Genomic DNA, 19,326 nt, shown 5'->3' with positions numbered 1-19,326 from the left:
AGTGCTGGGGGACGGACGGTCACCGTGCAGCACGCCCTCTTCGGGACAGGCGCGCCGGGCGGCGGAGCCGCATCACGGACGTGCCTCCTGTCCGAAGCACTGTGAGTGCGCCTGCCCGCCCGTGTCCCCGGCAAACCCCGGCGGCGCGGAAACCCTCGGACGGGTTGGTGGGCCGCGGGTCCGGTCCGCGACCGGTGCGCAGGTCAGGGTTTCAGGGCCGCGGCGGTCACCGCCTCGGGATCCGGCACGGCGTCGGGATCGGCCTCCCTCGGCAGCACGAGATCCTCGTAACGCCCCATCATCAGGAGCATGCCGAGCATGAGTACCGGTATGAGCACGGCGAGCACCGCCATGGCCAGTCCTTCCAGAAGGCTCGTGGGGGGCCGTGGTGCCGGGTCACCGCCACCGCCGGGCGCAAACCGGGGGCGTCCCGAACGTTCCGTTCGCCGTACCCGCCGGGGATGTGCCGATCCGCCGGCCGGAACACGGTGTCGGCCTCCGCCCGGCGGGTACGCGGTGCGGACCCCCGAAGGAGCTGGAGGGAGACATGCAGCGAGGCAGTGACCGGCTCAGCGTCCACCGCGACGACGAGATGAAGCACGAACTGCAGGGGCTGCTCCGCTCGGGCCACCCGACCCGGGCCGAGGAGTGGCACGACCCGGAGCCGTCCGCCGAGGACGACCCGGAGGTCGCGTACGGCCCGGTGACACCGAGCCGGGCGCCCACGTCGATGGAGTCGGTGCGGCTGGAGCTGGCCAGGATCCTGGGGCGGGCGCCGTTCCCCGCCGGACCGCGGGAGCTGATGCGCGCCCTGACCCGGCGGCACGCCCCCGACGCGCTGGTCGAGGCCCTGGAACGCCTGCCCCGGCAGGCCCGGTACGCCAACGTCCAGGAGCTGGCCGAGGCGCTGACCCGGTCACGGGAGACGGAGAACGCCTAGCGACCGGTGTCCCCGGGGCATCGCGGCGCCGGCCGGACCGGCCCGTGATGCACCGGACCACCGGGGATGTGGAGGAGAGACCCCGCCATGACGCAGTACGTCAAGGACGTGATGACTCCGGGTGTCGTCGCCGTGCGCCCGGACGCCTCGATCGCGGAGGCCGCGCAGCTCATGCGCGCGCAGGACATCGGCGACGTGGTGGTGGCCGACGGCGAGCGGGTCGTCGGCGTGCTCACCGACCGGGACATCACGGTCCGGGCGGTCGCCGACGGGCGCGACCCGCAGGGCGTGAGTGCCGTGTCGGTGTGCACGCCGGACCCGCTGATCCTGGCCCCCGACGACCCGGTGTCGACGGCCGCCCGGCTGATGCGCGACCAGGCCGTACGGCGGATCCCGGTCGTGGAGAACGGGCTTCCGGTGGGCGTGGTGAGCCTCGGCGACCTCGCCGAGGCCCGCGACCCGGAGTCCGCGCTCGCCGGCATCAGCCGCGCCGATCCCGACGAGCGGACGTGACCCACGCGCGAGAACACCCGTGACCCCGTGGACGAACCCGCGGACCGACGCATGCACAGAGCCCTGTGAACAGGCGTACGGAGAGGCTCGTGAGCACGGCCACGGGCGAGTGGACGAAGGAACGAAGGAACGAAGGAACGACTGAGGAAGGACGTAGGAACACGATGCGTATCGCATTTCTGACCGCACCCGAGGGCGTGGAGCAGGTCGAGCTGACCGAGCCGTGGCAGGCGGCGGTGGACGCCGGGCACGAGCCCGTGCTGGTGTCGACGCGGTCCGGCCGCATCCAGGCCTTCAACCACCTCGACAAGGCGGACACGTTTCCCGTGCAGGAGGTGGTCGGCGAGACGTCGGCGGACTCCTTCGACGGCCTGGTGCTGCCGGGCGGAGTGGCCAACCCCGACTTCCTGCGCATGGACGACCAGGCCGTCGCCTTCGTCCGGGACTTCTTCGACCAGGGACGGCCGGTCGCGGCGATCTGCCACGCACCCTGGACCCTGATCGAGGCGGACGTGGTGCGCGGCAGGGTGCTCACCAGCTGGCCGAGCCTGCGGACGGACCTGCGCAACGCGGGCGCCACCTGGGTGGACGAGCAGGTGAAGGTGTGCGACCACGCACCCTCCAAGCTGGTGACCAGCCGCAAGCCGGACGACCTGAAGGCGTTCTGCGAGACCTTCGTCGAGGTCTTCGCCCGCGAGAGGCAGGCGGTCGCCTGAGCCTGCGCGGCGGCGCGGCGGCGCGGTGGCGCGACCGCCCGACCGGCCGCGCCACCGGGGCCACCCGCCCCCACGGACGGCGGCCCGGTCCCGGCCGGCGGTCCGCCACCCCCTCGCGGGGCCCGCTCACCCGAGCGGGCCCCGCGGTGTCTCCGGACGCGGGCTCACCCCGCGCACCCCGCGGTGTGGCCGAGCCCCGCGCCGACCGGAGGGGCCCGGACGGCCGAGAGGGGAGCCCGGGGGCGGGAGGTCCGGAGCAAGGAGGCCCGGGACGGGAGACATGAGAAGGCCCGGGACGGGAGGCGTGAGAAGGGACCCGGGACGGGATGCCCGGGCAGGGACAGGGTGGTCCGGGGCCGGAGAGTCCGGGGCCGGGAGGCCCGGACGGGAGACCCCGTACGGGAGCGCCCGGTCAGGAGCCTCCGGGGCCGGCGAGTCCGCGGCCCCGGCTGAGAGCACCGGCCCGGAGGCCGAACGACGGCTCCGGCGCTCCCGGCTGTCAGGTGCCCGGGGTCGACGGGGCCGCGGCGTCCGAACCGGTGCGTTCCCGCGCGCCTTCGCGGGTGCGGCCCGCGGCCACCGGGCGGCGCGGGTTGCGGCGCAGGTACTCGCCCTCCAGCTGTGCCATGCGCCCGTTGTGCGTGCGCAGCGCGTCGTCGGAGCCGTACAGCAGCGTGTCGTGACGCGTGCGGTGGATCGTCTCCAGTTCCTTCATCAGCTGCTGGTCGTCCAGGCGGTCGGGCTCGATACCGGTCATGGGGGTGCCCCGCTCGTCGTGTTCGTCCATGGTGTCCGGGTACCCGCCCGGCAGCACGAGCACTACCCCGAGCGGTTTCCGGGAGGGACCCATGGATCTCGCGTTTCTGCACCCACTCTACGAACGTCCCGGCCCCTGGGCCTCCGTGTACGTCGACACCTCCCGGCACACGGAGGACGCGGCGCACCAGCGGCACCTGACGGCCCGGGCGATGGCCCGGGACCTGGCCGACCAGGGTGCGGACGAGGCGACGTGCCGGGCCGTGCTGGAAGCCGTCGACGAGGCGCCGCGCTTCTCCGGACCGGACGGCCGGGTGGTGTTCGCCCGGGACGGCGAGGTGGTGCTGGAGGCGCCGCTCGCCCGGCCGCCGCAGGGCGGTGACTGGGCCCGCTGGGCGGCCCTGCCGCGGGTGGCGCCGCTGCTGGAACTGGCCGGGGAGGACCCCGTGGCGGTGGTGGCCTACGTCGACCGCAAGGGCGCGGACTTCGAGCTGCGCAGCGTCCTCGGCCGGGACGACGCCGGCGGGGTCACCGGGCGGCAGTGGCCGGTGCACCGGACCGCCACCGCGGACTGGTCGGAGCGGCATTTCCAGCTGCGGGTCGAGAACACCTGGGAGCACAACGCGGCGGAGATCGCCGACGCGCTCGCCGTGTGCCAGGAGGAGAGCGGCGCCGACCTGCTGATCCTGGTGGGGGACGACCGTGAACGGCGGGCGGTGCGCGAGCGGCTGCCGCAACGGCTGCACGGCATGGTGGTGGAGGCGTCGCACGGCAGCGGGAGCCGGCTGCTGGACGACGACGTGGAACGGCTGCGCACCGCGCACGTACGGGAGCGGGAGGCGGCGGAGCTGGAGCGGTTCCTGGCCGCGCGGGCCCCGGACGACGAGGGCCGGGCGGCGGCCGTCGAGGGCGTCCCGGCGCTGGTGGAGGCGGCGCGCGAGCACCGCATCGACGAACTGCTGATCCGTCCCGGCGCGCCGGACGGGCGCCGTGAGGTGTGGATCGGGGAGGACCCCGACCAGGTCGCGGTGCGGCGCACGGAGCTGAAGGTCCTGGGTGAGCAGCGGTCCTGGGCGGCCCGGGCCGACGACGCGCTGATCCGGTCGGCGGCGATGTCGGACGCCTCCGCGCTGGTCGTGGGCGCGGACCTGGACCGGGACCCGAGCGGGGACCTGGACCGGGACCGGGACGCCGGCCCGGGCGACGGCGCAGCCGACGGGGCGACGCTGGACCCGTCGTCCACGGACGCGCCGGTGGGCGGACTGGGGGCCCTGCTGCGCTGGAAGTGAGCGGCGGTCCCGCCGGCACCGAAGGGAGCCGACGGACGGGGGGAGCCCTCACGGCTGTCGGCCGTGGGGGCTCCCCCCGTCGTGCGGGGGTGCTGGTCAGCGGACGCGTTCCACCCGGCGTTCGTCCCAGACGGGCTCCGGCGTCTCCCTGACCCGGCCGTCGCTGCCGAAGACCAGGAAGCGGTCGAAGGAGCGGGCGAACCACCGGTCGTGGGTGACGGCGAGGACGGTGCCCTCGAACGCCTCCAGGCCCTCCTGGAGTGCCTCGGCCGACTCCAGGTCGAGGTTGTCGGTCGGCTCGTCGAGCAGCAGCGCGGTGACCCCCTGGAGTTCCAGCAGGAGGATCTGGAAGCGGGCCTGCTGTCCGCCGGAGAGCCGGTCGAAGGTCTGCTCGGCCTGGCCGGTGAGTTCGTAGCGGCGCAGCCGGGACATGGCGGCTCCCCGGTCCTGGGCGTGTTCCTTCCACAGGATGTCCAGGAGCGTGCGGCCCTCCAGTTCGGGGTGCGCGTGCGTCTGGGCGAAGTGCCCGGGGACGACGCGGGCGCCGAGCCGCCAGTCACCGGTGTGCCGGACCTCGTCCCCGGCGAGCAGGCGCAGGAAGTGCGACTTGCCGGATCCGTTGGAGCCGAGCACCGCCACCCGCTCCCCGTAGAAGACCTCCAGGTCGAAGGGCTGCATCAGGCCCGTCAGTTCGAGCCGTTCGCAGGTCACCGCGCGGACACCGGTGCGGCCGCCCTTCAGCCGCATGGTGATGTCCTGCTCCCGGGGCGGTTCCGGGGGCGGCCCGGCCTCCTCGAACTTGCGCAGCCTGGTCTGTGCAGCCTGGTACCGGGACGCCATGTCGGGGCTGACGGAGGCGGCCTGACGGAGGTTCAGTACCAGCTTCTTCAGCTGGGCGTGCTTCTCGTCCCAGCGTCGGCGCAGTTCCTCGAAGCGGGCGAAGCGTTCCCGGCGGGCCTGGTGGTAGGTGGCGAAGCCGCCGCCGTGCACCCAGGCGTCGGCGCCGGTGGGGCTCGGCTCCAGCGACACGAGGCGCTGGGCGCTGCGGGCGAGGAGTTCGCGGTCGTGGGACACGAACAGCACGGTCTTGCGGGTCTCCGCGAGCCGCTCCTCCAGCCAGCGCTTGCCCGGTACGTCGAGGTAGTTGTCGGGCTCGTCGAGGAGCAGCACCTGGTCGGTGCCGCGCAGCAGGGCCTCCAGCACGAGCCGCTTCTGCTCACCGCCGGAGAGGGTGCGCACCTGGCGCCACTGGGCGCGGTCGTAGGGCATGCCCAGGGCGGCCGTGGTGCAGATGTCCCACAGGGTCTCCGCCTCGTAGCCGCGGGCCTCGGCCCAGTCGGCGAGCGCCTGGGCGTAGTCGAGCTGGGCGGCCTCGTCGTCGACGGTCATCAGGGCGTGCTCGGCCCGGTCGACGGCGCGGGCCGCCTCGCGGATCCGGGGGGTGGCGACCGAGACGAGGAGGTCGCGCACCGTGCTCTCGTCCCGCACGGAGCCCACGAACTGGCGCATGACGCCGAGGCCGCCGGAGACGGTCACGGAACCGCCGTGCGGTTTCAGTTCGCCGGCCAGCAGGCGGAGCAGGGTCGTCTTGCCCGCACCGTTGGGGCCCACCAGGGCCATGACGGCGCCTTCCCCCACCCGGAACGAGACGTCGCCGAGGAGCGGCCTCCCGTCGGGGAGGTAGTACTCCAGGTGTGCGGCTTCCAGGTGACCCATGGAAGGCGATTGTCCGGGGAGCGCGGGCGGGGAGCAAACCCTTTACGGGCGGGTGGTGAGGCCGGGCGCGTCCGGCGGCCGGGCGGCCGGTGAGCCGGGCGCGTTCGGTGGCCGGTGAGGTCGGGGTCAAGGGGAGCGGGCCGGGAGCGGGCCGGGCGGGTCGGGGCCGGCCGGTCTCAGCGGGGCTGGTGAGGCCGTGAGACCGGTAGGCCGTGAGACCGGTACCGCCGTGAAGTCGGTAGCCGTTGAAGCCAGCGTGCCGGTAGGCCGTGCGGTCCGGTGGGGAGCCCGGTGGGAAGCCGTCGCGCCCCGTGGGACGGCAGGGACCGCCGAGCGGCACGTCCACAATCCAAGACGCCTGTCTCATCATGCGGTTGACCGGCGTACGGTGAGGACCGTCGTTCCCGGCAGCCCGCCATCGGAAGGAGTGGAGCACGATGTCCGCACCGCAGGACAGTGCCGTCTACACGCACGGGCACCACGAGTCGGTCCTCAGGTCGCACACCTGGCGCACGGCGGAGAACTCCGCGGGGTACCTGCTCGGCGCCCTGCGGCCCGGCATGCGGATCCTGGACGTGGGCTGCGGTCCCGGCACCATCACCGCCGACCTGGCGGAACGGGTGCCCGACGGGCACGTCACGGGCGTGGACCGGGCGCCCGGGATCCTGGAGCGGGCGCGGGCCACGGCCGGCGGGCGGGGACTGACGAACGTCCGTTTCGCCGTGGGCGACGTGCACGCCCTGGGCTTCCCCGACGACAGCTTCGACGTGGTGCACGCCCACCAGGTGCTGCAGCACGTCGGCGACCCGGTGCGGGCGCTGCGGGAGCTGCGGCGGGTGACCCGGCCCGGCGGGCTGGTCGCCGTGCGGGACGCCGACTACGCCGCCATGACCTGGTACCCGTCCTCCCCCGGGCTGGACGCGTGGCTGGACCTGTACCGGCGGGTCGCCCGCGCCAACGGGGGCGAACCCGACGCGGGGCGGCGGCTCCGGGCGTGGGCGCTCGCGGCGGGGCTGACCGACGTGACCGCCACCGCGTCCGCCTGGACCTTCTCCACGGCGGCCGAGCGGGCCTGGTGGAGCGGACTGTGGGCGGACCGGACCGTGGCCTCGTCCTACGCCGGGCGGGCCGTCGACGGCGGATTCACCACCCGCGCCGGCCTGGCGGCGGTGGCGGACGCCTGGCGGGAATGGGGAGCACGGGACGACGGGTGGTTCAGCGTGCTGCACGGCGAAATTCTCTGCCGCAAGGAAGTCTGAAACTCGAATTCGGGGCAATCAGAGGTGTCAGGAGGTTGATGACACTATGGTTCCGATTCTGCTCGTACTTCTGCTGGCCCTCATCCTTTTCGGTGCGGGATTCGCAGTCAAGGCTCTTTGGTGGATAGCCGTGGCCGTGCTGGTCGTATGGCTGCTGGGTTTCGTGATGCGCAGCACGACGGCGGGCGGAGGCCGGGGTCGCTGGTACCGGTGGTGAGGCACCGGCCGGTTCCCGAGGTGAGGTACCGGTGACCGTGCCCCGGGACGTCAGTCCCGGGGCAGCAGCGGTCCGAGCGGCCCGAGGTCCAGGTTCAGGTCCTCGGGCCGCAGTCCGTAGCGCTCGCGCAGTTCCGTCATGCGCTCCTCCAGCAGCATCAGGGTGAGCCCGACGCGCTCCTCCTGCTCCTCTGTCAGGTCGCCCACGTCGAAGCGGCGCAGGGCCTGGCGTTCCATGAGCTGACGCAGCAGTTCCACGACCGTGAGCACCAGTTTGACCAGGTCGCGCTCGACCGTGTCGGGCTCCAGGTCCATGTGGTGGCGGCGTCCCCGGTGCGGCCGTCCGCCGCCGTGCCCGGCGTGCCCGGCGTGCCCGGCGTGGCGCTCGTCGGGGTGCTCGCCGTACGGTCCCGGGGTCACAGCAGCTCCTCGAAGGGGGACGGGACGTTCTCGTTGACGGAGCTGATGAGGGCGTTCAGGTCGATGCGGACGAGATCCACGTCGGCGATGCGCAGGGTGATGTCGCCGGTGATGACGACACCGCCGGCCAGCAGCCGGTCGAGCAGGTCCACCAGGGCGATCTCCCGGTGTTCGACGACGGTCACGGCCCCTCCCCCACGGCGGATTCCTCACCGGCGGCGGATTCCTCACCGGCGAACGAATAGGCCGCCCACGGCCCGGTGAGTTCCACCCGAATTCCGGGCATACCGTCCTTCGTCCGTTCCACCCTTTCCACGAACGCCTCGGAATCCGCCCGCGGAACAAGATAGGCCGCGTTGAGCACATTCCGTCCGGAGGCGCCGGACAGGGTGGAATTCTGGGGCGCGTGCAGCCGGGAATCCTCGGCATGCTCCCGCAGGGTCTCGTGGAGCCGGGCGGCGAAGGTCTCTGCCTTCCGCCACACGTCCTCGCGCGACCGGGTCTGCAGGCGGCGCTGCCGCAGGTAGTCGCGGCCGGACGCGGGCTTCGCCGCGGGCACCGCCGGCGGGGGTTCCTCCTCCACGTACACCTTGACGCCCCACTCCACGCGGCCCGCGAGCCGGTCCAGGGTGCGCAGGAACCCCTCCTCGCGCGTCTGGAGCATCGTGCGGACGCCGCTGTCGTCCCGGAACACGGTGCCGAGACGCAGCGGCAGCGGCGTGGTGACGGTCGTCAGGGCGTCGATGACGCCCTGGTGGGCGCGGGCGACGGCGGTGAGCCAGTCCAGGTCCTCCAGGTGCGCGCGCAGCGGTTCCTCGGCGAAGTCGGCCTCCGGCACGTGGCTCACCACGGCGACCAGATCGCGGTGGCCCAGCAGCCGGGGCGGCGCGCCGGCCACCCCGGTCAGCTGGGCCTGGAGCGGAGTGCCGAAGGGGCGGCAGACGGCGTAGACGTACCGCAGTCCGGTCACGGGGCCTCCTCCTGGGCGCGCCGGGGCTCCAGCTCCTCCAGCCGGGCCAGGCGTTCACGCAACTCGGCGTTCTCCCGGGCGAGTTCGTCCCTGCGGGCACGCGAGGACAGGGCCGGGTCGGTCTCCCACCAGTCGATGCCCATCTCCTTCGCCTTGTCGACGGAGGCCACGATGAGGCGCAGCTTGATGGTGAGCAGTTCGATGTCGAGCAGATTGATGCGGATGTCACCCGCGATGACGATCCCCTTGTCGAGCACCCGCTCCAGGATGTCGGCCAGATTGGCACCGGTGCCCTGGCCGGCGTACGGATCGGGAACCCGACGGGGGGTGGTCATCGCCGGCTCCCGCCCTCGGCGTCCTCGTACTCGTCCTCGTCTTCGTACTCGTCCTCGTAGCCCTCGGCGTCCTGCTCGGGCTCGTCCGACTCCTCGTAGCCGTCCTCGGCGTCCTCGACGTCCTCGGCCTCCGGCTCGTCGTCGTACTCGGCGTCCTCGGCCTCCGGCTCGTCCTCGTACTCGGCGTCCGGCTCGTCCTCGGGCTCCTCGTCGGACGGGGGCTCCTCGTCGTGTTCGGCGTCGGGGGCCTCGTCGTCCTCGGCCTCGTCCGTCTCCGTGTCGTCCCGGGGCTCCTCCTCGCCGTCAACCTCGTCACCGGCCTCGCCCTCGGGGGCGTCGGCGTCGTCCCGCTCCTGCTCCTCCTGCTCCTCTTCCTCGATCGCGTCCTCGTGGCTGCGGACGACCTCACCGTCGCGGATCTCGCCGCGCCAGCTGTCCTCCGCCTCGCCCTTGATGGTGATGAAGCGGGCGAAGTTCTTCAGGTCGAGCCGGGCCCGGCGGCCCTGGGCGCGCCAGATGTTGCCGGTCTTCTCGAAGAACCCCGAGGGGTAGTACTCGATGACCAGCAGCACCCGGGTGAGGTTCTCGGCGAGGTGGTGGAAGGAGACGACGCCCTTCGTGGTGCCCTTGGCGCCCTCGGAGGTCCAGGCGATGCGGTCGTCGGGGACCTGCTCGGTGGTCTGGGCCTTCCAGCTGCGGTTGGACCACCAGACCTTGGCCTGCCAGTCCGAGGTGGTGTCGTCGGACTTGTTGGCGCTCTTGACGCCCTTGGCGAAGGTGCTGAAGTCCTGGTACTGCGTCCACTGGTCGTAGGCGGTGCGCACCGGCACCCCGATGTCGATCTGCTCGATGATGACGGTGGGCTTCTTGCCGGCGGAGCGCTTGCGCTTGCTCTTGCCTCCGCCGCCGCCACCCAGGCCCTTCAGTGCACCCATGACGTTGTCCTTGGCGCGGGAGGCGCCCACCTCGACGGCGCTGCGCAGGGGGCCCTTGCCCTCGGCGATCTTGCGGCCTCCGTCGAGTGCGAGCTGTGCGAAGCCGGGGCTGTTGCCCTCGGCGATGTCGTTCAGCTTGTTGGTGGTCTCCCCCAGCTTGCGGCCGACCCCGGTCAGCAGACGGGTGGCCTGGGCCGCGAGGTACTCCTGCACCTCGGCCTTGAGACGGTCGGCGGCCTCGCTGTGGGCGACGTCGGCGAGCGGGTTCTGCTTCGCCCCGTCGCGGGCGGCGCCGGTGGCCGAGCCGAGTGTGTCGCTCATTCCTCACCGCCTCCCTTCCGTGCCCGGGAGCCGGCGCCGCGCGTGGCGGCCGTCGTCTTCTTGGCGGCGGTCTTCTTCGCGGTCTTCTTGGCCGGCGCGGCCTTCTTCGCGGGCGCCTTCTTGGCGGGCGCCCTCTTCGCGGGTGCCTTCTTGGCCGGGGCCTTGTTCGCCGCCTTCTTGGCGGGCGCCGCGGCTTCCCCGGTGTCCTCGCCCGCGTCCTCCGCGTCGTCGCGGTCCTCGGGCTCCTCGTCCCGCTCGTCCCGCTCGTCGCGCTCGTCGGGCTCCTCGTCGTGGTCCCGGTCCTTCGAGCCGTCGCCCGCGAGCTGGTCGCGCATCTGCGCGGTGCGGCCGTGCAGCCGGTCGGCGAGGGAGTCGAGCCGACGCTCGATCATCGCGCCGGAGGCCGCCTTGCCGACACCCCTCAGATCACCGCGGAGCTGATCACCGATCTCCTTGAACTGCGGGTTGTCCCGCAACTGCTGGGAGACCAGGTCCGCGACCATGCGCGGGCTGAGGTTGAGTTTCTTCCCCGCGACGAGTCCGCCGACGGCGAGCGCCATCTTCAGCTTCTTCGTCCGGCCGAGGAGATAGCCGGCCCCGATCGCGAGGCCGAGTCCCGTTCGATTCATTGTGGTGCCGTCCCGTCCCCTGTGCCCGCGCCTGCGCGGGTCGCGGTCTCCAGCCGGTCGAGGAGTTCGTCCTCCTGCAGGTCGAACTCCTCCTCGGTGATCTCTCCGGCCTCCAACTGCTCTTCCAACCGCGCCAGCTCGGCGCGGATCGTGGCAGGGTCGTAGTAGATGCGCTCCGCTTCCCGGAGCACCTGCCGGATGGCCCAGCCGCTGCCGCGCACCGGGGCGAACGGCAGCAGCAGGACCTCCGAGATCAGACCCATGACGTCACCCCGCTCCGGCGTCCGCCCCGCCCGCCGTGGTGGCCGCGGGTTCGGCCGGGCCGGGCTCCACGAAGCTGTACGGCGGCAGCGGACCGTTGAGCCGCACCTCCAGGTGGGGCATGTCCTTGCGCACCTGCTCCACGGCGGCCAGGAAGTTCTCGGCCGAGTCCCGCTTCACCAGGAAGGAGACGTTGGCGAGCCAGCCCGAGGACTCGGGGCCCACGCTGACGGCGTCCGCGGCCGGCTCCAGGGCCTGCTGCACGGCGGCGCCGTCCTCGGCCTCCTGGGCCTGCACCGCACCGGCGACCATCTCCCCGAGGTGGATCTTGTCCTCGTAACTGCCGCCGCCCGCCTGACGGTTGGCCTCGGCGAGGGCACGGATCTCGGGGTTCCCGGCCATCACGTGGTGCAGCACGGCCTCCTCGACGTGGTTGGCCTTGACGTTGTACTCGACGCACCCGTCGAGGGCCCGCAGGCGCTCCTCGTAGTGCCCGGCGCGCTCGGCGAGCACCGCCGTCACCGCGTCGTCGTCCTCGGCGACCGAACCGAAGCGCATCGGCAGGACGCAGCCGGCGGCACCCGTCTCGCTGAGCACGTTCTGGTGCGCGAGCAGTTCCCGCCGCTTCGGGCGCAGCCCGTCGGGGGCGTCGCTGACCACCGCCGTCAGACCGCCCACGGTCAGCAGCCGGACGGGGCGCGGCGGGTCGCCGACACCGCCCATGTTCTCCGGCAGGGCGGGGTGCGAACTCGACGTGATGCCGTACACGTAGGTGCTCACTGCTCCTCCTTCCGGCGCGAGGAGGTGCTCTTACGGGCCCGCGGGCGGGACTCGCTCTCCTGCTCGGACTCGCCTCGTGCCTGCTTGAACGCGTCCGAGATGGTCTCGGCGGCGCCGGACAGCGCCCCCTTGGACTTGCCCCGGGCGCCCGATTCCGTGATCTCTCCGACCAGGTCGGGCAGACCCGGGTCCTTGCGCGGCCCGGCCTCCAGGTCGAGCCGGTTGCACGCCTCGGCGAAGCGGAGGTAGGTGTCCACGCTGGCGACGACGACCCGTACGTCGATCTTGAGGATCTCGATGCCGACCAGGGACACGCGCACGAATGCGTCGATGACGAGCCCCCTGTCCAGGACGAGCTCAAGCACGTCGTAGAGGCCGCTGCTGCCGCCTCCGCCGCCGGATTGCTGTGCCGGTACGACTGTCATTTCCGGCCATTCCTCCTCGTGGGTATGTGGTGTGGTCGGGGCCCGGGCGCTGCCTCAGCGACCGCCCTTGCGTGCGTCGGAGCGCCCTCGCTCGTAGCGCCGGACCCGGCGGTAACCGGTGAGCAGCCCCTCGGGGTCCAGCTCCACCTGGTAGCTCGCCATCAGGCTCATCGTGTCGGGCACACGTTCCAGTTCGAGCACTTCGATCTCCAGTGCCCAGCCCTGCTCCGTGCGCTCGAAGGACGACACGGACTCGGCTTCCCGGCCGGTGAGCTCCGCCAGCTGCTCTCGCGCCTGGCGCAGCACCTGCATCGGGCTCATCCGCCGGGTCGTCGTGGCCGTCGTGGTGTCCGACTCCTCCGACTCGCGGGACGGGCCCGAGTCGTCGGGCTCCCCGGACTCCCGGGACTCCCGCGACTCCCCGGACCGCCGTGCCGTCGTCGTCCCGGTCGTCTTCCGGGTTCTGCGCGGGGCACTGGCCTTCTTCCGGGGCTGCCGCTTCTCCTGCCCCTCCTCGGTTTTCTGTTCTTCGGCGGAACCCTGCGGTTCCTCGGTGTTCTCGGCTTGTTCGGCGTGTTCAGCGTTCGACATGGCCACCTCCCCCTCCGTGTGGCCGCTCGTCTGTTCGTCAAACCTCCACCGGCTCACCCGATTGCCTCACCCGGCTCGCGCCCCTGGTCACGGTGCGGGTACGGGGCCGGCGCGACGGGGTGCCGCCGGGCAGGGCGCGGCCTCGACCGCCGGGTGGGCGGGGCGCGGCGTGCCGGGACGGCTCCGGTGAACGGTTGCGCGGGCCGGCGGGGCGGGTCCGGTGAGCCGCCGCTCGGGCCGGCGCGTCGGGCGCCGCCGGGGACGCCCGTGCGGCCGGCTCGGCGACCGACCGCCGCAGGCGTCTGCGGGGCTTGCGGGGCTCGTGTGGCTTGCGGGGAAGGCAGGGGCCGCGGAGGGCTGCGGGGCCGTTGGCGAGCCTGCGGGGCCTGTGCGGGGCGCCGCGGCGGCACGTCGCCAACGGCGCGCCACAACGGCCCGGCGCCGCGTCCGGCCGGCGCTCCCCGCACCGGCCCCACCGCCCACGCCCCACCGCCCACGGCCCGCCCGGCTCGGCGCCACCCGGCTCCCCGCCCCGGCTCTCCCCGCCCCTCGCGTCAGCCGCCGAGCGCGTCCAGTCGGCGGCGGGCCGGGCCGAGCGCCCGGCCGCGGCGCGGCAGCCCGCGCCAGGGGTCGGTGCGGGCGTGCTCGACGGCGTCGGCGACGGTCCAGCGGCCGGCGTGCAGCTCCGGGTCGTCCAGTTGCTCCCAGGACACGGGAGCGGCGACGGGAGCGCCCGGCAGGGCGCGCACGGTCCAGGGGGCCACCGCGGTCTGCGCGTAGGCGTTGCGTTGCACGTCGAGGTAGAGCCGGTCGCCGCGGTCCTTCTTGCGGGCCGCGGTGGTGAGCCGGTCGGGGTGGGCGTCGGCCAACGTGTCGGCGACGTCGCGGGCGAAGGCGCGCACCTCGTCGAAGCCCTGCCGGCGGTCGAGCGGCACGATCACGTGCAGTCCGCGCGAGCCGGTGGTCATCAGCGCCGAGGGCAGACGCAGCTCGTCCAGCAGCTCCCCGAGCAGGCGCGCGGTCTCCCGGACCGTCTCGAAGGCGTCGCGGCCCTCCCCCGAGGGGTCGAGGTCGAAGATCAGCCGGTCGGGCCGGTCGACGGGGTCGGCATCGTCCTCCCGCGACCGGGAGCGGGGCGGACGGAGATCGGCCCGGGACAGCCAGCGGTGCAGGGTGATGCTCGCCTGGTCGACGAGGTAGAGCAGGGTCGCCGTGTCGTCGCACACGGTGTGCGTGACCGTGCCGCCCTCCTTGCCGACCTCGACCCGGGTGATCCACTCCGGGTAGTGCCCGGGCGTGTTCTTCTGCATGAAGGCGGGCCCGCCGAGGCCGTCCGGACGCCGGTCCAGCATCAGCGGACGCCCCCGCACGTGGGGCAGCAGGAACGGCGCGACGGCCCGGTGGTACTCGATCAGGTCGCCCTTGGTGTACGCGCGGGTGCCGCGCCCGCCGGGGAAGAGCACCTTGTCCGGCCTTCGGACCTCCACGCTGCGACGGCCGGCCCGGACCGTGCGGTCCGAGCCGGAGCCCGCGCTCACGGCACGATCGCCTCCTCCACCAGCAGCCGTCCGGCCGCCGCGATCGACGCGGCGTCGATGCCCGCGGCGCGCAACTGCTCCTCGGGCGACGCCGACCCCGGCATGGTCCGCACGGCGAGCCGCACGAGGCGGGGCACCGGGCTCCCGTCGGAGAAGGCTTCCGCGACGGCGTCGCCGATCCCGCCCTCGGGGTGGTGGTCCTCGACGGTGACGAGGCAGCCGGTCTCCTCGGCGGCCCGGCGCAGTGTCTCGCGGTCGACCGGCTTGACGGAGTAGAGGTCGATCACCCGGGCCGCGATGCCCTCCTGCTGGAGCGCGTCCGCCGCCGCCAGGGCCTCGAAGACCGTGCCGCCGGCCGCGACCAGGGTGAGCCGGTCCCGGTCCGAGGCGCGCAGCACCTTGCTGCCGCCCACGGGGAACTCCTCGTCGGGTCCGTAGATCACCGGGCTCTTGCCGCGCGAGGTGCGCAGGTAGCGGATGCCGTCGAGGCCCGCCATCGCGGCCACCAGCCGGGCCGTCTGGTTGGCGTCGCACGGGTACAGCACCGTGGAGCCGTGCACCGCCCGCATCATCGCCAGGTCCTCCAGGCCCATCTGACTGGGCCCGTCCTCCCCGATGGCCACGCCCGCGTGCGAGCCGACCAGATTGAGGGAGGAGCCGCTGATCGACGCCATGCGGACGAAGTCGTGGGCGCGGGTCAGGAACGCGGCGAAGGTGGACGCGTACGGCACCCAGCCGCGGGCCGCCATGCCGACCGCCGCGGCGACCATCTGCTGCTCGGCGATGTAGCACTCGAAGTAGCGCTCGGGGTGCTTCTCGGCGAAGAACTCCGCGCGGGTCGAGTCGCCGACCTCGCCGTCCAGGGCGACCACGTCGCCGCGCGCGGTGCCGAGCGCGGCGAGGGCCTCGCCGAAGGCGTCGCGGGTGGCCACCTCCTCGCCGCGCTTCCAGCGGGGCGGCTCGGCGTCCGTCGTGGACACGGCGTGCGGGGCGCGGGCGGAGACCGGTTCCGGCAGCCGTACGCGCAGGTCACGGGAGCCGCCCAGTTCGGCGACGGCGTCCTCCGCCTCGGGCAGCGGCTTGCCGTGCCGGCCCTCCTGGTCCTCCACGGCGGCGACGCCCCTGCCCTTGAGGGTGCGGGCGAGGACCGCGGTCGGCTTGCGGGAGGTCGAGACGGCCTCCCCGAAGGCACGGTCGAGGGCGTCCACGTCGTGGCCGTCCACCTCGACCGTGTGCCAGCCGAACGCCTGGAAGCGGCGGGCGTACGCGTCGAGGTCGTGTCCGTGCCGGGTGGGGCCGCGCTGGCCGAGCCGGTTGACGTCCACGACGACGGTGAGGTTGTCCAGACGCTCGTGACCGGCGTGCTCCGCGGCCTCCCACACCGAGCCCTCGGCCATCTCGCTGTCCCCGCACAGCACCCATACCCGGTAGTCGGTGCGATCCAGCCGCTTCCCGGCCAGCGCGATGCCGACGCCGACCGGCAGGCCCTGCCCGAGCGACCCGGTGGCGGTCTCGACCCACGGCAGCCGGCGGGGCGTGGGGTGCCCTTCGAGGCGGCTGCCGGCCTTGCGGAAGGTGAGCAGTTCGTCGTCGTCGATCGCCCCGGCCGCCTTGTAGGCCGCGTACATCAGCGGGGAGGCGTGGCCCTTGGACAGGATGAGGCGGTCGTTGCCGGGGTGGTCGGGCCGGTCGAAGTCGTAGCGGAAGTGGTGGGCGAACAGTACGGCCATGATGTCGGCCGCGGACATCGACGACGTGGGGTGCCCGGATCCCGCGGCGTCCGCCGCCCGTACGCTGTCCACGCGCAACTGCTGTCCGAGTTCGGTGAGTTCACCGGTGTTCATGAGTCTCCTTCGGCGCGGTCGCCGGGGTTGTCGGTGCGCTTGACGGGGCCGGGGGCGTCGTGCGGCCCGAGGGGCGCCGCGTCCGGCGGGCGCGACCCCGCGGGCGGGTGCTTCGCCGCCTCCCCGCCCGGCTGCTGCTTCGCGGGTTCCCCGCCGGGCTGCTGCCTCCCGGGCTCGCCGTCCTTCGTCCCGTCCGGCGCCCCGTTCTGCTCTCCGCCCTTTGTCCCGTCCTTCGTCCCGGGCGGCTCCGGCTTCGGCCGGGCGTCGGCGGACGGTTCGTCCTGGGGGCCGCCCGGCATGCGGGCCAGTTCCGGGGACGCCGTGTCCAGCGGCACCGACCAGGACCGCACCAGCCCCAACTGGACCGCCTGGCGCGGCAGTACGGCATCCAGCAGCCAGTCGGCGGCGACGCGGACCCGGTTGCCGGGCATCGCCGCGAGGTGGTAACCGCGGGTGACCAGCCCGGCCAGCGGTCCGGACAGCGGAACGCCCAGCGGATCGGCCGCGGCCTGGACGCCGCCGAGGTCCACCACGAACCCCAGGTCCTTGTGACGGTAGGCGCGGCGCTCGCCGTCCCCCAGGGAGGCGGCGATGTTCTGTGCGCACACCTTGCCCTGCCGCCAGGCGTGCTGCGCGGTCATGGGGGTGTACTGACCGGGGTTCTCCAGGTCCGGGACGGCCGCCGCGTCGCCGCAGGCGAACACCTCGGGGTGGCCCGGCACCTGGAGGTGCGGGTCGACGAGCAGCCGGCCGCGTTCCATGGGCAGGCCGAGCGACTCGGCGAGCGGGTCGGGGCGCACGCCCACGCACCACACCAGGGTGCGGGTGTCGACGAACTCGCCGTCGGTGAGCAGCACTCCCTCGGGCGTGGCCTCCTTCACGGAGGTGCCCATCCGGACGTCCACGCCGCGTTCGCGCAGCACCCGGTCGGCGGTGCGGGAGAGCCGTTCGTCCAGTTCCGGCAGGACCCGGTCGGCGATGTCCAGCAGCATCCAGCGCGGGCGCATCCCGGTGCGCAGGGGCTGCTTGCGCACCTGGGCGTCGGTGAACAACTGGCCGTGCGCCGCCACCTCGGTGCCCGTGTAGCCGGCGCCGACCACGACGAAGGTGCAGCGGGCGGAGCACTGGGCCGGGTCGTCGGTGGCGGCCGCCAGCTCCACCTGCCGGGTCACGTGGTCCCGCAGGTAGAGGGCTTCCGGCAGGCCGCGGAAGCCGTGGGCGTGCTCGGCGACGCCGGGGATGGGCAGCAGCTTGTTGACGCTGCCGGCGGCCAGCACGAGCCGGTCGTAGGAGAGGCTGCCCTCCCCGCCCTCCGGGTCCGTGTAGTGCACCGTGCGCCCGTCGAGGTCGATGTGGCCGGCCTCCCCCAGCACCAGGCGGACCTCCGGCAGCGTGCCGGACAGGGACACCGTGACCCGGCGCGGTTCGAGGATGCCCGCGGCGACCTGGGGCAGCAGGGGCAGGTAGAGGAAGTAGTCGATCGGGTTCAACAGGGTGATCTCGGCCCGGCCCCGGGCCAGCCGGGACAGGGTCTGCGCGGTGCGGTACCCGGCGAAGCCCGCTCCGACGATCAGGATGCGGGGTCGGCTCGAGGGTCGGCTCACGGTGGTCCTCCGGCGCTGTCGGCGTACCTCGGGAGACTTCCGCGTCCCCCTGGCCGCGAGGGCCAAACGTCGGCCGGTTTCCGCCCGGGGCCCCGGGTACCCGGATCCGGAACCGACCCGCCCTCGTCGCGGAAGGCACCCCCATGCCCGAGTACGGCTACTTCCTCTCGTGCGAGCAGTACGGCCCGGCGGAGCTGATCGAACAGGCCCGGATGGCCGAACAGGCCGGATTGGAGTCCCTGTGGATCTCCGACCACTACCACCCGTGGAACGACGCGCAGGGGCAGAGCCCCTTCGTGTGGTCCGTGATCGGCGCCCTCTCGGAGGCGGTGTCGTTGCCGGTGGGCACGGCGGTGACCTGCCCCACCGTGCGGACGCATCCGGCGGTGGTGGCGCAGGCCGCCGCGACGGCCGCGGTGATGGCGGACGGCCGCTTCCGGCTGGGCGTCGGCACCGGGGAGCTGCTCAACGAGCACATCCTGGGCGCCCCCTGGCCGCCCGTCCACATCCGTCTGGACATGCTGGAGGAGGCCGTGCAGATCATGCGGCGGCTGTTCTCCGGCGAGGAGGTCAACCACCACGGCACGCACTACACGGTGGAGAACGCCCGCCTCTACACGGTGCCGGACGAGCCCGTGCCCATCGACATCTCCGGCTTCGGTCCGGCCGCGACCAAGCTCGCCGCCCGGGTCGGCGACGGCTACATCACGATGATGCCGGACGCCTCGATGGTCGAGCAGTACCGCAAGGGCGGGGGCGGCGGAAAGCCGGTGAGCGGCGGCACCAAGGTCTGCTACGGCATCGACCGCGAGGAGTGCGTCCGCACCGTGCACCGGCTGTGGGCCAACGAACAGCTGCCCGGTGAGCTGGGCCAGGTGCTGCCCTCACCGAAGCACTTCGAGCAGGCCCAGACGCTGGTGACCGAGGACATGGTGCGGGACAACCGGGTGTGCGGCGACGACGTGGACCAGCACGTCGCGGAGCTGCGCCAGTTCGCCGACGCCGGCTTCGACCGCGTCTACGTCAGCCAGATCGGGCCCGACCTGCGGGGCTTCTTCGACTTCTACCGCACGAAGGTGCTGCCTCAGCTCCAGTGACGCGGGGGTCCTGGGCCTCCCCGGCGGTACGGACGCGGCGGCGGCCGGGACGGCTCACGACGAACCCTCCACCGGCATCGAACCCGGCATCGGGACAGGCTCGGGGACAGGCGTCGAACGGAGCACCCCACCGATCGCGACCGTGGCTTTCCGGTCCTGATCGGTGGGGTG

22 protein-coding genes and 1 pseudogene are annotated in these 19,326 nt (G+C 73.4%); 7 read left to right on the top strand and 16 right to left on the bottom strand.

Features of this window, described 5'->3' with window-relative positions:
• Positions 1–203: 203 nt before the first annotated feature.
• Positions 204–353: a hypothetical protein gene (locus AC02VZ_RS18195; RefSeq protein ID WP_432056356.1), complete on the bottom strand. Its 150-nt coding sequence runs from the start codon at positions 351–353 to the stop codon at positions 204–206.
• 194 nt (positions 354–547) lie between these two features.
• Here AC02VZ_RS18195 and AC02VZ_RS18190 point away from each other — a divergent pair, with 194 nt between their 5' ends.
• From AC02VZ_RS18190 to AC02VZ_RS18180, 3 genes are all read left to right on the top strand, one after another.
• Positions 548–940, top strand: coding sequence for a DUF2795 domain-containing protein (locus tag AC02VZ_RS18190; protein ID WP_432056355.1), 393 nt, complete (start codon positions 548–550; stop codon positions 938–940).
• Between the two features lie 87 nt (positions 941–1,027).
• The gene (locus AC02VZ_RS18185) at positions 1,028–1,453 is read left to right on the top strand and encodes a CBS domain-containing protein (protein WP_432056354.1); all 426 of its coding nucleotides are present in this window, start codon (positions 1,028–1,030) and stop codon (positions 1,451–1,453) included.
• Between the two features lie 164 nt (positions 1,454–1,617).
• Positions 1,618–2,169 carry a type 1 glutamine amidotransferase domain-containing protein gene (locus tag AC02VZ_RS18180; RefSeq protein ID WP_432056353.1) on the top strand — a complete coding sequence of 184 codons (552 nt, stop codon included), beginning with the start codon at positions 1,618–1,620 and terminating at the stop codon, positions 2,167–2,169.
• A gap of 499 nt (positions 2,170–2,668) precedes the next feature.
• On the opposite strand, the gene AC02VZ_RS18175 is transcribed toward AC02VZ_RS18180, so the two are convergent.
• Positions 2,669–2,956, bottom strand: coding sequence for a DUF6158 family protein (locus tag AC02VZ_RS18175; RefSeq protein WP_432056352.1), 288 nt, complete (start codon positions 2,954–2,956; stop codon positions 2,669–2,671).
• A gap of 61 nt (positions 2,957–3,017) precedes the next feature.
• On the opposite strand from AC02VZ_RS18175, the gene AC02VZ_RS18170 reads away from it, so the two are divergent.
• Positions 3,018–4,214 carry a baeRF2 domain-containing protein gene (locus AC02VZ_RS18170; protein WP_432056351.1) on the top strand — a complete coding sequence of 399 codons (1,197 nt, stop codon included), beginning with the start codon at positions 3,018–3,020 and terminating at the stop codon, positions 4,212–4,214.
• Positions 4,215–4,310: 96 nt separating this feature from the next.
• On the opposite strand, the gene AC02VZ_RS18165 is transcribed toward AC02VZ_RS18170, so the two are convergent.
• Positions 4,311–5,930 (bottom strand): ABC-F family ATP-binding cassette domain-containing protein, encoded by a 1,620-nt coding sequence (locus AC02VZ_RS18165; protein WP_432056350.1) that lies wholly within the window; start codon positions 5,928–5,930, stop codon positions 4,311–4,313.
• 437 nt (positions 5,931–6,367) lie between these two features.
• Here AC02VZ_RS18165 and AC02VZ_RS18160 point away from each other — a divergent pair, with 437 nt between their 5' ends.
• Positions 6,368–7,189 carry a methyltransferase domain-containing protein gene (locus AC02VZ_RS18160; RefSeq protein ID WP_432056349.1) on the top strand — a complete coding sequence of 274 codons (822 nt, stop codon included), beginning with the start codon at positions 6,368–6,370 and terminating at the stop codon, positions 7,187–7,189.
• A 46-nt stretch (positions 7,190–7,235) separates the two neighbouring features.
• Entirely contained in the window at positions 7,236–7,406 is a 171-nt protein-coding gene (locus tag AC02VZ_RS18155; RefSeq protein ID WP_164338052.1) for a hydrophobic protein, read from the top strand.
• Between the two features lie 50 nt (positions 7,407–7,456).
• Here AC02VZ_RS18155 and AC02VZ_RS18150 read toward each other — a convergent pair whose 3' ends face one another.
• From AC02VZ_RS18150 to AC02VZ_RS18090, 13 genes and pseudogenes are all read right to left on the bottom strand, one after another.
• Positions 7,457–7,720, bottom strand: a complete 264-nt coding sequence (locus AC02VZ_RS18150; protein WP_164338051.1) for a gas vesicle protein K — start codon at positions 7,718–7,720, stop codon at positions 7,457–7,459.
• A gap of 101 nt (positions 7,721–7,821) precedes the next feature.
• Positions 7,822–8,010, bottom strand: coding sequence for a gas vesicle protein (locus tag AC02VZ_RS18145; RefSeq protein ID WP_362094610.1), 189 nt, complete (start codon positions 8,008–8,010; stop codon positions 7,822–7,824).
• On the bottom strand, positions 8,007–8,795 hold the full coding sequence (locus AC02VZ_RS18140; RefSeq protein ID WP_432056348.1) for a GvpL/GvpF family gas vesicle protein: 789 nt from the start codon (positions 8,793–8,795) through the stop codon (positions 8,007–8,009). The genes AC02VZ_RS18145 and AC02VZ_RS18140 overlap by 4 nt, the downstream gene beginning before the upstream one ends.
• Positions 8,792–9,130, bottom strand: coding sequence for a gas vesicle protein (locus AC02VZ_RS18135; protein ID WP_432056347.1), 339 nt, complete (start codon positions 9,128–9,130; stop codon positions 8,792–8,794). The genes AC02VZ_RS18140 and AC02VZ_RS18135 overlap by 4 nt, the downstream gene beginning before the upstream one ends.
• Positions 9,127–10,386: an SRPBCC family protein gene (locus AC02VZ_RS18130; RefSeq protein WP_432056346.1), complete on the bottom strand. Its 1,260-nt coding sequence runs from the start codon at positions 10,384–10,386 to the stop codon at positions 9,127–9,129. The genes AC02VZ_RS18135 and AC02VZ_RS18130 overlap by 4 nt, the downstream gene beginning before the upstream one ends.
• Positions 10,383–11,015 carry a DNA primase gene (locus tag AC02VZ_RS18125; protein ID WP_432056345.1) on the bottom strand — a complete coding sequence of 211 codons (633 nt, stop codon included), beginning with the start codon at positions 11,013–11,015 and terminating at the stop codon, positions 10,383–10,385. Before AC02VZ_RS18125 ends, AC02VZ_RS18130 begins: the two co-directional genes overlap by 4 nt.
• Positions 11,012–11,278, bottom strand: coding sequence for a gas vesicle protein GvpG (locus AC02VZ_RS18120; RefSeq protein WP_362094622.1), 267 nt, complete (start codon positions 11,276–11,278; stop codon positions 11,012–11,014). The genes AC02VZ_RS18125 and AC02VZ_RS18120 overlap by 4 nt, the downstream gene beginning before the upstream one ends.
• A gap of 4 nt (positions 11,279–11,282) precedes the next feature.
• Positions 11,283–12,056: a GvpL/GvpF family gas vesicle protein gene (locus tag AC02VZ_RS18115; protein ID WP_432056344.1), complete on the bottom strand. Its 774-nt coding sequence runs from the start codon at positions 12,054–12,056 to the stop codon at positions 11,283–11,285.
• Positions 12,053–12,481 carry a gas vesicle structural protein GvpA gene (locus AC02VZ_RS18110; protein ID WP_432056343.1) on the bottom strand — a complete coding sequence of 143 codons (429 nt, stop codon included), beginning with the start codon at positions 12,479–12,481 and terminating at the stop codon, positions 12,053–12,055. Before AC02VZ_RS18110 ends, AC02VZ_RS18115 begins: the two co-directional genes overlap by 4 nt.
• Before the next feature lie 54 nt (positions 12,482–12,535).
• Positions 12,536–12,874: pseudogene (locus tag AC02VZ_RS18105) on the bottom strand (gas vesicle protein GvpO); the annotation flags it as partial.
• Positions 12,875–13,626: 752 nt separating this feature from the next.
• Positions 13,627–14,610, bottom strand: coding sequence for a non-homologous end-joining DNA ligase (gene ligD, locus AC02VZ_RS18100; RefSeq protein ID WP_432056342.1), 984 nt, complete (start codon positions 14,608–14,610; stop codon positions 13,627–13,629).
• Complete coding sequence (locus tag AC02VZ_RS18095) at positions 14,607–16,454, bottom strand: transketolase (protein WP_476475857.1); 1,848 nt, start codon at positions 16,452–16,454, stop codon at positions 14,607–14,609. The genes ligD and AC02VZ_RS18095 overlap by 4 nt, the downstream gene beginning before the upstream one ends.
• The gene (locus tag AC02VZ_RS18090) at positions 16,451–18,028 is read right to left on the bottom strand and encodes an NAD(P)/FAD-dependent oxidoreductase (RefSeq protein ID WP_476475905.1); all 1,578 of its coding nucleotides are present in this window, start codon (positions 18,026–18,028) and stop codon (positions 16,451–16,453) included. Before AC02VZ_RS18090 ends, AC02VZ_RS18095 begins: the two co-directional genes overlap by 4 nt.
• 173 nt (positions 18,029–18,201) lie before the next feature.
• Between AC02VZ_RS18090 and AC02VZ_RS18085 the strand changes: the two genes are divergently transcribed.
• On the top strand, positions 18,202–19,155 hold the full coding sequence (locus tag AC02VZ_RS18085) for a TIGR03557 family F420-dependent LLM class oxidoreductase (RefSeq protein ID WP_476475856.1): 954 nt from the start codon (positions 18,202–18,204) through the stop codon (positions 19,153–19,155).
• Positions 19,156–19,326 lie beyond the last annotated feature (171 nt).

The sequence above is a fragment of the Streptomyces sp. 3-6 genome (assembly GCF_056323165.1).
This window is presented reverse-complemented; position numbering and strand designations above follow the sequence as displayed.